General features: G+C 63.3%; 18 protein-coding genes. 3 read left to right on the forward strand and 15 right to left on the reverse strand.

The window, feature by feature from the left end:
- The 7 genes from AC11WY_RS03030 to AC11WY_RS03060 form a co-directional block, all read right to left on the reverse strand.
- Positions 1 to 188, reverse strand: a 188-nt coding sequence (locus AC11WY_RS03030) for a hypothetical protein (protein ID WP_482922404.1), incomplete at its 3' end; no start/stop codon positions are given.
- Positions 189 to 437: 249 nt separating this feature from the next.
- Entirely contained in the window at positions 438 to 1157 is a 720-nt protein-coding gene (locus tag AC11WY_RS03035; RefSeq protein ID WP_482922406.1) for a sulfate/molybdate ABC transporter ATP-binding protein, read from the reverse strand.
- Positions 1158 to 1167: 10 nt separating this feature from the next.
- The gene (gene cysW / locus AC11WY_RS03040; RefSeq protein WP_482922408.1) at positions 1168 to 2037 is read right to left on the reverse strand and encodes a sulfate ABC transporter permease subunit CysW; all 870 of its coding nucleotides are present in this window, start codon (positions 2035 to 2037) and stop codon (positions 1168 to 1170) included.
- Positions 2030 to 2863 (reverse strand): sulfate ABC transporter permease subunit CysT, encoded by an 834-nt coding sequence (gene cysT, locus AC11WY_RS03045; protein WP_482922410.1) that lies wholly within the window; start codon positions 2861 to 2863, stop codon positions 2030 to 2032. Before cysT ends, cysW begins: the two co-directional genes overlap by 8 nt.
- Positions 2864 to 2866: 3 nt before the next feature.
- The gene (locus tag AC11WY_RS03050; RefSeq protein ID WP_482922412.1) at positions 2867 to 4039 is read right to left on the reverse strand and encodes a sulfate ABC transporter substrate-binding protein; all 1173 of its coding nucleotides are present in this window, start codon (positions 4037 to 4039) and stop codon (positions 2867 to 2869) included.
- Positions 4040 to 4134: 95 nt separating this feature from the next.
- On the reverse strand, positions 4135 to 4422 hold the full coding sequence (locus AC11WY_RS03055) for a hypothetical protein (RefSeq protein ID WP_482922414.1): 288 nt from the start codon (positions 4420 to 4422) through the stop codon (positions 4135 to 4137).
- Positions 4423 to 4549: 127 nt separating this feature from the next.
- On the reverse strand, positions 4550 to 5017 hold the full coding sequence (locus AC11WY_RS03060) for an RrF2 family transcriptional regulator (RefSeq protein WP_482922416.1): 468 nt from the start codon (positions 5015 to 5017) through the stop codon (positions 4550 to 4552).
- 217 nt (positions 5018 to 5234) lie between these two features.
- Between AC11WY_RS03060 and AC11WY_RS03065 the strand changes: the two genes are divergently transcribed.
- The 3 genes from AC11WY_RS03065 (at position 5235) to AC11WY_RS03075 (ending at position 6515) form a co-directional block, all read left to right on the forward strand.
- Positions 5235 to 5708, forward strand: a complete 474-nt coding sequence (locus tag AC11WY_RS03065) for an Lrp/AsnC family transcriptional regulator (protein ID WP_482922418.1) — start codon at positions 5235 to 5237, stop codon at positions 5706 to 5708.
- Between the two features lie 103 nt (positions 5709 to 5811).
- A complete protein-coding gene (locus AC11WY_RS03070) occupies positions 5812 to 6393 on the forward strand; it encodes an RBBP9/YdeN family alpha/beta hydrolase (RefSeq protein WP_482922420.1) in 582 nt (193 codons plus the stop codon).
- Entirely contained in the window at positions 6393 to 6515 is a 123-nt protein-coding gene (locus tag AC11WY_RS03075) for a hypothetical protein (RefSeq protein ID WP_482922422.1), read from the forward strand. The genes AC11WY_RS03070 and AC11WY_RS03075 overlap by 1 nt, the downstream gene beginning before the upstream one ends.
- 50 nt (positions 6516 to 6565) lie before the next feature.
- Here the strand turns inward: AC11WY_RS03075 and AC11WY_RS03080 are convergent, their stop codons facing one another.
- From AC11WY_RS03080 to AC11WY_RS03115, 8 genes are all read right to left on the reverse strand, one after another.
- Positions 6566 to 6961: a VOC family protein gene (locus AC11WY_RS03080; RefSeq protein WP_482922424.1), complete on the reverse strand. Its 396-nt coding sequence runs from the start codon at positions 6959 to 6961 to the stop codon at positions 6566 to 6568.
- An 83-nt stretch (positions 6962 to 7044) separates the two neighbouring features.
- Positions 7045 to 7560, reverse strand: coding sequence for a DUF1097 domain-containing protein (locus AC11WY_RS03085; RefSeq protein ID WP_482922426.1), 516 nt, complete (start codon positions 7558 to 7560; stop codon positions 7045 to 7047).
- Positions 7561 to 7801: 241 nt separating this feature from the next.
- Positions 7802 to 8845: an NAD(P)-dependent alcohol dehydrogenase gene (locus tag AC11WY_RS03090; RefSeq protein WP_482922428.1), complete on the reverse strand. Its 1044-nt coding sequence runs from the start codon at positions 8843 to 8845 to the stop codon at positions 7802 to 7804.
- Positions 8846 to 8880: 35 nt separating this feature from the next.
- A complete protein-coding gene (groEL, locus tag AC11WY_RS03095; RefSeq protein ID WP_482922430.1) occupies positions 8881 to 10512 on the reverse strand; it encodes a chaperonin GroEL in 1632 nt (543 codons plus the stop codon).
- 48 nt (positions 10513 to 10560) lie between these two features.
- Positions 10561 to 11385 carry an iron-sulfur cluster assembly protein gene (locus AC11WY_RS03100; RefSeq protein ID WP_482922432.1) on the reverse strand — a complete coding sequence of 275 codons (825 nt, stop codon included), beginning with the start codon at positions 11383 to 11385 and terminating at the stop codon, positions 10561 to 10563.
- Entirely contained in the window at positions 11385 to 12410 is a 1026-nt protein-coding gene (locus tag AC11WY_RS03105; protein WP_482922434.1) for an amidohydrolase family protein, read from the reverse strand. The genes AC11WY_RS03100 and AC11WY_RS03105 overlap by 1 nt, the downstream gene beginning before the upstream one ends.
- 60 nt (positions 12411 to 12470) lie before the next feature.
- Positions 12471 to 12839 carry an MmoB/DmpM family protein gene (locus tag AC11WY_RS03110; protein WP_482922436.1) on the reverse strand — a complete coding sequence of 123 codons (369 nt, stop codon included), beginning with the start codon at positions 12837 to 12839 and terminating at the stop codon, positions 12471 to 12473.
- Positions 12840 to 12851: 12 nt separating this feature from the next.
- A complete protein-coding gene (locus AC11WY_RS03115) occupies positions 12852 to 13910 on the reverse strand; it encodes an aromatic/alkene monooxygenase hydroxylase subunit beta (protein ID WP_482922438.1) in 1059 nt (352 codons plus the stop codon).
- Between the last annotated feature and the right edge of the window lie 39 nt (positions 13911 to 13949).

Consider the following 13949-nt stretch of genomic DNA (forward strand, 5'->3'; position numbering starts at 1 on the left):
ATCGACATGTCGCTTTCCGCGGCAACCTTCGCCCCGGCGAGCGTCGGCACCACATCGGTGGCATAGCCGAGCGCGAGGATCGCGTCGTGCAGGCGGCGCAAGAGCCGCGCCTCGTTGCCTTCAGGGGCATCGCGCAGGACGGTGCTGTAAGTCAGGACATGAAACAAGGCGTTGTAGGGAACGGACATCGGCACCACCTTCATCACGGCAACGGCATGGCCAACCTGCGGATATCCCGGGGAAAAGGCCTTGGGCGCACCCTAGGAAAGGTTGGCTCGGTGCCGCGCTAATCTGGATCAGGCCGGACCGATGACATTGCCGCGATCACCGATCAGGCGATGACGGTAGGCTTCAGGTTGGGGGCGTGGTCGGGCACGTTCGCCTTTGGGAGTTCATTCGGGCCCACGGCCGTCGTCGGCGAAGGGGAGCCCGCAGCCTTATGGCATGATGAACTCGCGCACGAACCTGGTGGCCGGGCGGGCCCGGATATCGGCGGGTTTGCCCACCTGCTCAATCCGCCCCATCGACATGACCACGACGAGATCGGCAAGCTCCATCGCCTCGTCCTGATCATGGGTGACGAAGACGCTGGTCAGGCCGGTCTCGTCGTGGATGTCGCGCAACCCGGCGCGGAGTTCCTTTCGCACGCGTGCATCGAGCGCACCGAAGGGTTCATCAAGCAGCAGCATCCGGGGTTCGATGGCAAGCGCGCGGGCGAGGGCGACGCGTTGCCGCTGGCCACCGGAAAGCTGCGTGGGATAGCGCGCGCCGATGTCGGGAAGCTGGATCAGGTCAAGCAGCTTCGATACCCGACGGTTGATCTCGGGCCCGGTGAGGCGCTGTTTGCGCGGCCGTGCGCGCAGCCCGTAGGCGATGTTCTCGAACACCGTCATGTGGTGGAAAAGCGCATAGCTCTGGAACACGAAACCCGCCCGCCTTTCCTGGACGGTAAGGCCCGTCGCATCGACGCCGTTGAACAGGACGCGACCCGAGGTCGGGTATTCGAGCCCGCCCAGGACGCGCAGAAGCGTTGTCTTTCCTGACCCCGACGGGCCGAGCAGGGCCACGAGCGCCCCGGACGGGATGGACAGGCTGACGGGATGCAGCGCGGTCGTGGCGCCGAACTCCTTGGCAATCTCATCGATCTCGATATGCATGGCGGTCCTTTCAGTGCCGGTTGGTGGCGGCAAGCTCGTCTGCGTAGCGCCACTCGAGCAGTGATTTCAGGGCAAGGGTGACGAGGGCAAGCAAGGCGAGCAGGCCCGCAAGCGAGAAGGCGGCAATCGACGAATACTCGTTGTAAAGCTGTTCGATCGCGAGCGGCATGGTGACGGTGACGCCGCTGATCTTGCCGGAAACCACGGCGACGGCGCCGAATTCGCCCATCGCGCGGGCGTTGCAAAGAAGCACGCCGTAGAGCAGCGCCCAGCGGATATTGGGCAGCGTCACGGTGAAGAACACCCGCCAGCCGGATGCGCCGAGGGTCAGCGCGGCTTCCTCCTCGGCGCGGCCCTGTTCGATCATGATCGGGATCAGCTCGCGCGCCACGAAGGGGAAGGTCACGAACATCGTGGCCAGCACGACGCCGGGCAGCGCGAAGATGACCGGCACGCCGTGGGCGACGAGCCAGCCTCCGACCAGGCTGTTGGCACCGAAGAGCAGCACCAGCGAGAGGCCCGCCACAACCGGCGAGACCGAGAAGGGCAGGTCGATCAGCGTGATCAGCACTGCCTTGCCGCGGAAATCGAACTTGGTGATCGCCCATGCCGCGGCAACGCCGAAAACCGCGTTCAGCGGCACCGCCAGCGCGGCCACCGTCAACGTCAGCCGGATGGCAGGCCAGGCCTCGCGGTTGCCAAGCGACGCGACGGCCTCGACAGCGCCGTTCGCGAGAGCCTCGGCAAAGACCACGACCAACGGCGCCAACAGAAGCAGGACAAGCAAGGCCGTGACCCCGAGCGTCAGCGCGATGCGGAAGACGGGGGCTTCGGTGGTCGGCACGCGAAAGCGGACTTGGGCATTGGGTGTGTCAGACATGTCCGATCCTCCGACGGCTCCAGATATGGACGAGGTTGATGACCAGCAGCATCGCGAAGGAAATCGCCAGCATCGCGATGCCGATGGCGGCGGCGGCGCCGTCGTTGAACTCCTGCAACCGGATCACGATCAACAGGGGCGCGATTTCGGTGTGCAGAGGGATGTTGCCGGCGATGAAGATGACCGAGCCATATTCACCCACCGCCCGCGCCAGCGCGAGCGCAAAGCCGGTCAGCAGGGCGGGCATCACCATCGGCAACACGACGCGGCGCAAGGTGCGGGCACGGCTTGCGCCGAGTGTGGCCGAGGCTTCCTCGACCTCGCGCTCGATCTCGGCGATCACCGGCTGCACGGTGCGCACCACGAAGGGAAGGCCGACGAAGATCAGCGCGATCAGGATGCCGAATTCGGTGTAGGCGATCTGAACGCCGAGCCGGGCCGCCAGGGCGCCAAAGGCGCCGTTCGGGGCGTAGAGCGTGGTCAGCGCGATTCCCGCCACCGCCGTAGGCAGCGCAAACGGCAGGTCGACCGCGGCGTCAATCAGGCTGCGCCCGGGAAAGCGGTAGCGCACCAGAACCCAGGCGAGCGCCAGACCGAAGACGAGGTTGAAGGTGGCGGCGAGGAACGCGAGACGGAAGGAGAGAAGGAGGGCCGCGCAGACCCGGGGCGTGCTGATGACTTGCCAGACCTCCAGCGGACCGAAGGCGACGCCGCGCAGCAGCAGGGCGCCGATCGGCAGGATCACGACAAGCGAAAGCATCGTGATCAGGATCCCCATGCTCAGGCCGAGACCCGGCATGGGGGAGCGGTGAACGAGCGGACGCATCTGCTAGTTCGCCGCGTAGATCTGGTCGAACACGCCGCCGTCGCCGAAGAACGCGGGCTGCGCCTTGGGCCAGCCGCCGAAGTGGCTAATGGTCACAAGGTCGAGTTTCGGCAACCGCGCGACGTCCTTCGGATCGGCTTTGGAGGTATCCCAGGCGCGATAGTAGTGTTTCCAGGCGATCGCCTGCCCTTCGGGGCTGTAGAGGTAGGTCAGGTATTCCTCGGCCGCCGCGCGCTGCTCGGGGGTATGGATGTTGCCGTCGACCAAAGCCACCGGCGGTTCCGCCAGCATCGAGACCGAGGGCACCACGATCTCGAACTTGTCGGCACCGAGTTCGTCGAGCGAGAGGTAGGCCTCATTCTCCCAGGTCAGCAGGACGTCGCCAATGCCCCGTTGGGTGAAGGTCGTCGTGGACCCGCGCGCGCCGGAATCAAGCACCGGGACGTGGGCGTAAAGATCCTTCACGAAGGCCCTGGCCTTGTCCTCGCTGCCGCCCGGCTGGGCTTCGGCCCAGGCCCAGGCGGCGAGGAAGTTCCAGCGCGCGCCGCCGCTGGTCTTGGGGTTCGGCGTGATGACCTTGATCCCGTCCTGCACCAGATCGCCCCAGTCCTTGATCCCCTTCGGGTTGCCCTTGCGGACCAGGAACACGATGGTGGAGGTATAGGGTGAGGCGTTGTGCGGCAGCTTTGACTGCCAGTCCGCCGGGATTTTCCCGGACTTGCCGACGATCGCGTCGATGTCGGCCGACAGGGCCAGCGTCACCACCTGCGCATCCAGCCCGTCGATCACCGACCGCGCCTGAGCGCCCGACCCGCCATGAGAATCGTTGATCTGAAGGTCGTCGATGTGGCCAAGCGCCTTCCAGTGGGCCTCGAACGCCGTGTTGTAATCCTTGTAAAGCTCGCGCGTCGGATCATAGGACACGTTCAGCAAGCTCAGGGCCGCGACCGGCTGCGGGGTCGCGAGCGCCGCCATCGCCAGGGTGGCAAGGCTTGCCAGCGTCAGTCGCCAGCCGGCCTTGCCGACGCGATTGCGGCGCGCTGCCGTCTGACGCGGAACCGGATAGCCGATCAATTCCTCGCGGTCGGTCGAGATCACGACGCGGCCGTCGCCCAACTCCCGCAGGAAGACGCCTTGCGCAGTCACGCCGCCGGAAATGGTGATGGTGGTCAGCATCGGGTCGGTCTCCTCAGGGGTCCGTGCCGCTTGGGACGGCTTGGCGGATCGGCCAAACGGAAAGGCCGCAACTAGGCTAGGTGCGGTGTGCCGGATCATCGCTGCGCCTCCTGCGTGGTGAGGGGGTCCACCCGCGCTTCCCATCGGGAGGCGTCACGGTTGCGCAGGATCTCGGCGACCGTTTCGCGCGGGGTCTTGGTGAAAACGGCAAGAAGCGAGCCATTGATGCGCTGTGGCAGCCCGGTCCGACGGTCGACAAGGTGAACCGCGCAAGTGGTCGCCGCTTTGCCGGGGTCGGGCGCGCTGGTGCGCTGCGGTGCCGACCGCATGATCGCAGAGCTGACCGTTGAAGATGCTTTCGTCGTGTTGGCTGCGACCTGCATTGAAACCTCCTGCATCCTGCTGACAGCGACGCGCCGGGACGGCTTGTGCTGATACGCTAATGACGACAGAGATAGTCGAGTATTGCAACGGAAAATTCACGCCAAAGTCGGGCGTGATTATGGAATATTATTCTCCCGCAGGCCCGCTTGGCGCGGTGAGACGCTCCAGCACGTCCGTTTTTTGCAGCAGGTCTGCCAAGGTGAGGGATTCGATCAGCAGCAGATATGCCCAGAAGACTTCTCCGAAGACCCTGCGGATCTGGCAGGTCTCCTCGTTGGTGCAATCCTCGCAGCGCTGATAGGCGCGGCGCGAAAGACAAGGCAGCGGCGCGATCGGCCCGTCGACCTGGCGCAGGATCTCGCCCAGCGAGACGGATTGCGGTTCCTTGATCAGGAGATAGCCGCCCGCGCGGCCTCGCTTTGACCCGATGTAGCCGACGTTGCGCAGTTCCAGCAGGATATGTTCCAGAAACCGCTTGGGCGCCCCGGAACGCCGGGCGATCTCCTCGATCGTCAGGGCCTGTCCGTCCCCCGCCGATTCCTCGGCGAGGGCGATCAGGGCCTTGAGCGCGTATTTTGTCTTCTGCGTGATCATCCCTGACTCCTAACGGTCAGAAGCTCGACTTTCAACATCGGGATATTGCGCTATCCTGACCGGCTTTCCACGGAAACCCCGGAATTTGCGAGGAAAACGGGCCGCAGCGTTTAACACGACTACGACTGTAGACATTTAATAGTATCATGCCATAGTTCAAGCGGTCCGGTCGCGTCGCCGGACTCAGCAGCCGGGCGCACGGCCCACGGGGAAGCCGATGGACGACCTTGACCTCATCGACCGCAAGATCCTGGCCGAACTCATGCGGGATGCGACACTGCCCGTCGCCCAGATCGCCGACCGGGTCGGCCTGTCGCAGACCCCCTGCTGGAAGCGCATCCAGAAACTGGAGGCTGCCGGGATCATCACGCGGCGTGTGGCTCTGGTCGATCCGACACGGATCGGATTCGCGCTGACCGTCTTCGTCGGCATCGAGGCGCCCGATCACTCTGCCGAGTGGCGCATTGCCTTCACCGAGGCCGTGGCGCTTTTCCCCGAGGTGATGGAGGTCTTTCGGATGGCGGGCGAGATGGACTATCTGCTGCGCGTTGCGGTGCCCGACATGGCGGCCTTCGACGATCTCTATCGCCGTCTGACCGACTCGGTGCCGATCAAGAACGTCACCTCGCATTTCGCGATGGAGCGGATCAAGGCAACGACGGCCTACCCGGTGGATACCCGGACGCGCTGAACCGCGGTGCCGGAGAACAGCCTTCTCTGCCGTGGGAAGAATTTGGAAACTTTTATCACGATAAAGTTGGTAGAGTTAGGGCAGAAGAGGCACGGAGGAAGCGATGACCAAGACCCTTATCATTCCCGGAATTGACGGATCGCCGAAGCCGCACTGGCAGCACTGGTGGGCGCACAAGGATCCCTCCGCATTGATGATCGACCAGGCCGACTGGTCGCTGCCGCAGCCCGAGGCCTGGGAGGCGGAGGTCGCCGGGGCGATCCTGACGCATCCCGATTCCATTCTGGTCGGTCACAGTCTGGGCGCGGTGGTGATCGCGCGCCTGCTGACGAAATGGCCGCAACTGCGGGTGGCGGGGGCGCTGCTGGTTGCCCCGGCGGAGCCGCGCAACAGCAAGCGTCTGGCGCGCTTTGCGCCGATCCCGGAACGACCGCTGCATGTTCCCACAACAGTGGTTGCCAGCCACAACGACCCCTGGATGAGCTTTGCCCGGGCAGCATCGCTCGCGCGGGCCTGGGGCGCCGAACTGCTGGATCTGGGCTTCGCGGGGCATATCAACATGGCGAGCGGCTTCGGACCCTGGCCGCTGGGGATTGCCCTGCGGGACGAGTTGCTGGCGACCGTCACACGGTCGGCCGTGCCACGGCCCGCGCCGCCTTATCGCCAACGTGGATGGAGTTTCTGATGCGCAGGATCATCGAGAGCGACCGCACGGCCCGCGTGATCGCCTATGCGGTTTTCCTGACGGTCTATGCCGGGATGTTTGCCATCATGCTGGCGCCGCACGGGTATTTCCTCGGGCCGTAGGTGCCGCCCCCGATTCCGCTGGATGGGCGCACAGGCGAACGCGGCCCGGCTCAAAGATAGCGGCCACCGCGTTGCAGCACTTCGATCTGATAGCCGTCCGGGTCGGCGACGAAGAAGAATTTTGCGATGACGGTGCCGCCCGGGGCAAACTCCACCAGCTTGCGCGGGGCGAGCCCCGCGAGGGCCAGGCGGGCATGTTCGGCGCCAACATCCGGCACGGAGACGGCCAGATGGCCATAGCCGTCGCCCATGCTGTAAGGCTCCGTCCGCCCGGCGTTGATCGTCAGTTCCAGCTCGAAATCAGACTCGGCATTGCGCAGGTAAACCAGCGTGAAGCTGTCGAAGGCCAACCGGTCCGCCACATGCAACCCGAACGCCAGGTCATAGAAGGCGACGGATCGCGCTTCATCCAGCACCCGGATCATCGAATGGATTGCTTTTGACATGGTGAATTCCTCCAGACAGGCGAATGGATTCCGGGGTGGCCGGGCAAGAAGGTCGCACCACCTTGCCCGCACCGTCTTTCAGGTCAAGCCTTTGACGGCCGAGGGGCCGACCGTTTCAGAACGCCCGCAAACCGTTCCGACACCAGACCGAACAGCCCACCGATCACCAGCGAAACCGCCACACAGATCAGCGGGTTGGCTGCCGTCAGCGCGGTCAGCGATGCGCCCGACAACAACCCGTAGCCTGCGGTGGAGGCATAGCCGTAGACGGTTGCCGGGATGACGCTCAGCGCCTCGATCTTGGCCCCCATCACCAGGATGCCGGCCGTGACCCCAACCACCAGCGACGGCCATAACGGACCGGGCAGGCCGGTGTTGACCTGCGTGATCAGCAGCAGCGCGATATATGCCATCACCACGCCCCAGAGGTTGGCGAGAACCGATTTCCGCAGGCCGTCAACGCCACCGCCACAGTGATAAAAGCTGGCCCAGCCGATGAAGCCGACCCAGATCTGGATGACGCCGATGGTCAGGAACAGGTAGGTCGCAACCGCCCCAAGCAGGCCGATAGAAACCGCCAAAGCTGTTATGGTATCCACTTTACTCTCCCTCACGCCAGATTTCTGGCTTGTCTTGGCAAACGCTGGATGGTGCAGGAATCCGGGCGAAAGCCAGCGCAGAGCAGGATTGCCCTTTCCCCCGTCGATCAAACCGGCCGCTGTTCAGGCGATCCGGAATTCGCGCGTGATGCGCCGTTCCAAAGGCACCCCCACGAGCGCGCGGGGTGCCTTCCGGTCTTGCCCTGTCGGTGTCTGGCTTTTCCTGCTTTGCCGCCGTGCTTTACGGCACGATCACGCCGCGCCCGGCGAACCGCCGATGCTTGAAGTCATCCAGCGCGACGTTGATGTCATCGAGGCTGTATTGCGCATAATGCATCTTCACCTTGCCATCCGCGTTCAGCTCCATCAGCTCCACCAGTTCGGTGTAGTTGCCGACCAGAGACCCGCCGATGTTGATCTCGTTGATCACCAGATGCGCGGTCGGCACTTCGATCTTGCCGCCGTAGCCGATCATGATCAGCTCGCCGCCGGGGCGGACCATCTTCCAGCACAGGTTCTCGACACCCAGTTCGCCGACGAAATCCATCACGACCTGCGCGCCACCGCCGGTGATCTGCTTGATCTCCTCGACGATGTTCGGCCCGCCATCCAGCACGAAATCGGCGCCAAGCTCCTTGCACAGGGCCCGCGCGGCCGGTTCGCGGTCCACCGCGATGATCCGGCAGCCCGAGATTTCATGCAGGCATTGCAGGGCGATGTGACCAAGCCCGCCGACGCCGACGATCACGCAATAGGCGCCGGGTCGCAAGGACTTGGCGGCCTTCTTCGCGGCGCGGTAGGCGGTGATCCCGGCATCCGCCATCGGTGCGACGTCCAGCGGCGTGATGTTCGGGTTCAGCTTGATCAGGCTGCGTTCCGAGGTCAGGAAATACTCGGCAAACCCGCCATCCAGCCCCAGCCCCGGAAACAGGCTGTGTTCGCAGTGCATGTCGTCGCCATAGCGGCACGAGAGACAAATGCCGCAGGTCCGGTGCGGGTGACAGATCACGGTGTCGCCATGCTTGACCGAGGTGACGTTGGACCCGACATCCTCGACCCAACCGGCGTTCTCGTGGCCCATGATATAGGGCAGCAGGTTGCCGCCCTGATCCATGATGTCTTTCCAGACGCCCTCGATGATGTGCAGATCGGTGCGGCACAGGCCCGCAGCGCCGACTTTGACGATCACGTCATTCGGCCCCATGATGGTGGGCGCCTTGACGGTTTCGATCTTCAACTGAACGTTCATCGTGGGGTCGTATTCGTAGAGTCTTGCGGCTTTCATGTCAGAGCCCTTTCCTAATTTCCACGTTCAGCAGTTCACTTGCGGCCCAGCTTCTCGGCACCGCCACCCAGGGCGCCGCCAAGGGTCGGGTCTTCGTCCTCGGCCAGATCGGCGATCAGGGTTTCGGTGGTCAGGATCAGCGTCGCCACCGAACCCGCGTTCATCAGCGCCGAGCAGGTGACGCGAACCGGGTCGATGACGCCGGACGCCATCAGATCCTCATATCGCCCGGTCGCCGCGTTGTAGCCGTGGTCGCCATGCAGCGCGCAGACCTTGCGCACCACCTCATTGGGTTCGGCACCGGCGTTGAAGGCGATGCGGGCGAGGGGCAGGGTCAGCACGGATTGCACCAGTTCGACGCCCTTGCGGACATCGCCCGCCACCGATTTCGCCAGGTCGGCCAAGGCCGGGGCCACCCGCGCAAGCGCCACACCGCCGCCGACCAGCACCCCTTCTTCCGAGGCGGCGCGGACGGCGTTCAGCGAGTCCTCGATCAGTTGGATGGTGCGCTTCTGTTCGACCGGCGTCACCCCGCCGGCCAGAATGGTCGCGGTGCCGCCGCAGAGTTTGGCGAGCCGTTCCTGCAACTTGTCCTTGTCGATGTTGGGCGGAGCCACCTCGTACAACCGTTGCACCTGGGCACGCCGGGCGGCGATCGCCTGCGGATCGCCGTTGCCGCGGATGATCATGGTATCGGAATTGCTCGCCTCGACGCGTTCGGCGCTGCCCATGTCCAGCCGGGTGATGTTCTCCAGACTGTCGCCCAGATCACGCGCCAGGACCTTGCCGCCGGTCAGGATCGCCAGATCCTCCATCATGTTGCGGCGCCAGTGGCCGAATTCCGGCGGGTGAACCACCAGGAACTTGCCCGGCCCATCTTTGCCCAGCAGCGTCAGCAGCACCTCGGGCGAGGTTTCTTCCGAGATGATCACCAGGGGGCGGCCATCTTCGGCGGCAATCGCCTTGGCGGCATCCAACTGGCTCGCCGTCTTCATCTTGATGTCGGTCAGCACGATATAGGGGTTCAGCACCACGGCGCGCATCGCATCCAGATCGGTGACCATGTGATGCGAGATGTAGCCACGGTCGAAGGCCATGCCATCCACCACTTGCAGCGTGGATGTATTGCCCGTGCCATAGTCGGTCGAGATGACGCCCTGCGCGCCGACCCGACGAAACGCCTCGGCGACCAACTCGCCCAGATCGGCGTTGGAGGCGGAGATCCTTGCCACCGCCGACAGCACGGCATGGTCCTTGACCGGCTTGGCCGCCGCGCGCAGGGCGCGGATGGTCGCCTCGACCGCCATGGAAATCCCGCGGCAGAGTTCAACCGGCTTGGCGCCCTTGTCGATCAGCACGACGCCCGACTGGATCATCCCGTTGGCCAGCACGATGGAGGTGGTGGTGCCATCGCCCGCGACCTCGTTGGTCTGCATCGACACTTCGCGCACCACTTGCGCGCCCATGTTTTCAAACCGGTCGAAGAGTTCAATCTCCGAGGCGATCGATACCCCGTCCCGGCTGATCAGAGGCGTGCCCATCGGTCGGTCGATCATCGCATTCATGCCCATCGGGCCGAGCGTCGATTCAACCGCTGCAGACAGTCTCTGCACGCCATGGGCCAAAGCGCGGCGGGCATCGTTGCCGTGGATCATGATCTTGGGCATAGTTCCTCCTTCGGCCAAAGCCGGTTTTGTGTTTTTGTGGATCGCCTGTCAGCGGCAGGCGTGACTGGGGATGGGGGCCGCGTAGTCAACCAGAATGGGCACGTCGCCCGACAGATCAGCCTGTTGATAGCGGCTGCGCTTGAGCCCCCGGCAAAGCGAGCCGGAGAACTCCATGTTGATCCGCACCGACCGCAACAGGCCCATGTAAAGGGCGTAGTCGTCGATCGGGCGGCCCTGATAGGTCGGAAACGCCAGATCGCCGGGGGTTGGCGCAAGCTGCTTTTCATCCAGCAAGGCAAGGTAGCGGGATTTCTGGCGGGCGTCTTCAGGCCCTTCCAAGGCCGTCGCATCCAGCAGCCCGCGCGGCATGGCCATGACGTCGGCTGGCAAAAAGCCCATGGCAATCAGGGCTTTGATCACCACTTCCTGGCGCCGCTGAAAGGCCTTGAGGTCGAACTTCTCGCGCAGCGCGCCGAGGTCTTCGCCGGGGTGCAGATCCGGGAAGACAGTCCCGAAGGCCGCCCCCGCATTGATCGCTGCGTTCATTTCCTCGGCGGCCATGTGGTCTTGCAGGGTGACCACCGTCTGACCGACCCAGGGCAGAACCTCGATCTGACGCTTGATGCCTTCGGCCATCAGAAAGGCGAAGTTGGGCGAACACCAGTAGGTCGGCAGCCGGAAGCTGACATGAACCGTGCCGCTGTTCTGACCAGGCGTTGACCAGGTGATGGACACCGCCTCGATGAAACCCATGTCGGTCACGGGTTCATCGAGTTCGGGGTCCATCACCAGATCAAGCCGCGCCCAAACCTGATTCAACGGGGCCTGGTTCAACTGGGCGTCGTCCAATTGGATGGGCGCGGTCATCTGCATCACTCCGCCGCGATCGACATCGGGTGGGCGGAGAATTCAGCTTTGCGCGCGGCCACGTCGATGTTGTAAAGCCGCGCCGCGTTGAGGCCGAGGATCTTTTCCTTGATCTCATCGGTCAGCTGCACACCACTCCGCTCGGCCGAAATATCCTCGGGGATCTGGAAGGCCCAAAGCTTTTCGACCAGCCATTTCGGCGTCCAGATCGCGTAGTCCGAGCCAAACAGGATCTTCTCCGGCCCGATCCAGAACAAGAGTTCGGCGATGATTTCCCCGAAATAGCGCGGGCGGGAATGGATGAACGGCAGCGCCACCGCGAGGCCCGCGAACACGTTGGTTTCCTGCGTCGCGATCCAGCAGAAATCGTCGAGACGCGGCAGGCCGCAATGTTCCACGATCCAGTTCAGGTTCTGGAAATCGGTCGCGGCATAGTCCACGTCATGCACATCGAACGCATCCTTGTTCAGCGGGATGATCGTCGGGCCCTTGTGGACGTGGATGTTCTTGATGCCCAGCTTGTCGCACAACTCGAAGCACTTGTAGGCGTCGGGGTCGTTCAACCGCCAGCCCTTGGAGGAGCCATTCCACTCGGCGGTGTACATCTTCACCCCCTTGATGTCATAGGTTTCCTTCATGAAGTGGATGTATTCCAACGCTTTTTCGCCGTCGCGCGGATCAAACGCGCCGTTCACGATGAAGCGGTTGGGGAACTTCTTGGCCACCGACATGTTGCGTTCGATGTTGTTGAAGCCGGTCTTGTAGAAATCCGACAGATAGGTCGAATTCAGGATCGCCATATCGTCCGGCCCGTCGATGAACAGGTCGTTATAGAGGTCGTCGGCGGAGTATTTCTCGAACTTCGACTTTTCCCACAACTCTTCCTTGGGCGAAAGGTTGGTGTGGTAGGCGTAAAAGCAGTCGATGAACTGCTTGCCGTGGATGTTCCTCTGGTTTTCGGGGCTGCCATCCCAGAAATGGGTGTGGCCATCCAGCACGAAAATCTCTTTGCCTTCGGGGGTTACGTACATCTTCGCTGCCTTTTGGAATGGGTTGGGAAAGTGGCGCGGGGTTGCCCCCGCGCCGATTGGTCAGATGTATTCGAGCATCTCGTTCATGTCGCCGAACAGGATCACCGTGTTGTCATCGGTACGCACCATCCGGCCGTAGTGGGTCGAGGAGTTCACCTCGAACAGTTCCGCCGTCATCTCGCGGCCCAGGTATTCGCTGATCTCGTCCATCTTGAAGATCAGCTTGCCGTTGCCGTCGATGCGGATCAGGGCGGGGTTGTAGGTCACCGTCACGCCCGGTTTCTGGTCCATGAATTCGGCGATGGCGCGGGCCTCGACCGAATCCGACATCGTCACACCGCATTGATGCGAAACGGTTTTCTCGAAGGTGATATCTTTCATCGCCTTGAAGATGTTGTCGTGAGAGTTATCGCGAGCGATATTTGACATGGGGGTTCCCTTTCAGCGCGACAGGTTGAGTTCGCCAAGGATCTTGGCAAACCGCTCTTCGGACACCGCGCGGGCCTCCTCAAAGCTGACGGGTTTCGAATGCGGCTTGGACCAGATCGGCTGCAACAGCTTGGCGGCCCGGTCGGCAAGGGCGGCGTGCTTTATCACCCAGCCCTGGAACAGGGCGCGGTTTTGCGGCCCGAACACCTCGTCATTGGCCAGAAGCCAGATCAGGTCGATGGTGTTGGCGAGGTTGCGTTCATAGTCGCCTTCCGCCGCGGCGATGACCGAGGGGGTCATGAAGTCGTTGTTGGCCGCCCCGAACTGCATCAGGAAGCCCGAGCGGAACAGCTCGCCCACCAGCGGTTCGAACACCAGGTTGATGGCGAAATACTGCTCCAGATAGTCGGTGCAGCCCATGATGGTTTCCACCGCTTCACGGGTGCCCTGCCACATGTCGTCGTCCAGCCAGGCGGACTTGCCGATTTCGTCGTCCCAACCCGGAATATCCATGCCGATCTCGGCCAGATAAAGGGTGATGTCCTGCGCCAGCCGCAGCTTGTAGGACGAATTGGTCAGCGTGGCGTTGTTGATCATCTGGGTGTAGCCGTAGCGCTGCGCCTGCATCAGGCTGGTGCCAAGGCCGAACTCGGCATGTTTCCAGGCGCCGAGATGCTTTTGCAGGGTCTTGGCCCAGGCCGCATCAAAGGCATGCTGCGCGCCGGATTTGCGGCCGTTGGCGATGACGGCCTGAACCATCACCTCGATGCGCGACTGGCGTTGATAGTGGGTGCGCTCCCACTCCTGATCCGGCGCACGGAAGGCGTGCCAGTTGGAGCTTTTGGCGTGCGTGCTGTCCTTTTCGTAGGCGCCCTTGCCGTCCGGGAAGCTGATGATCCAGTTCTGGATCAGGTAACGCTCCGGATCGGGCTGCACGTCGACGGTGACGTCTTCGTAGTGGGTGGCGCGTTTTGCGCGGGGTTCAAAGTAGCGGTACTTGCGGCTTTCGCTGTCGGCGAAGATCGCGGCCCCTGCGGCGCCTGAGCCAACCGAGCTTGATGTGGCAACCATGTCTCTCTCCCTGTGGTGATTGGGGCTAACCCCTTGGTA

The organism is Solirhodobacter sp. (assembly GCF_964715405.1).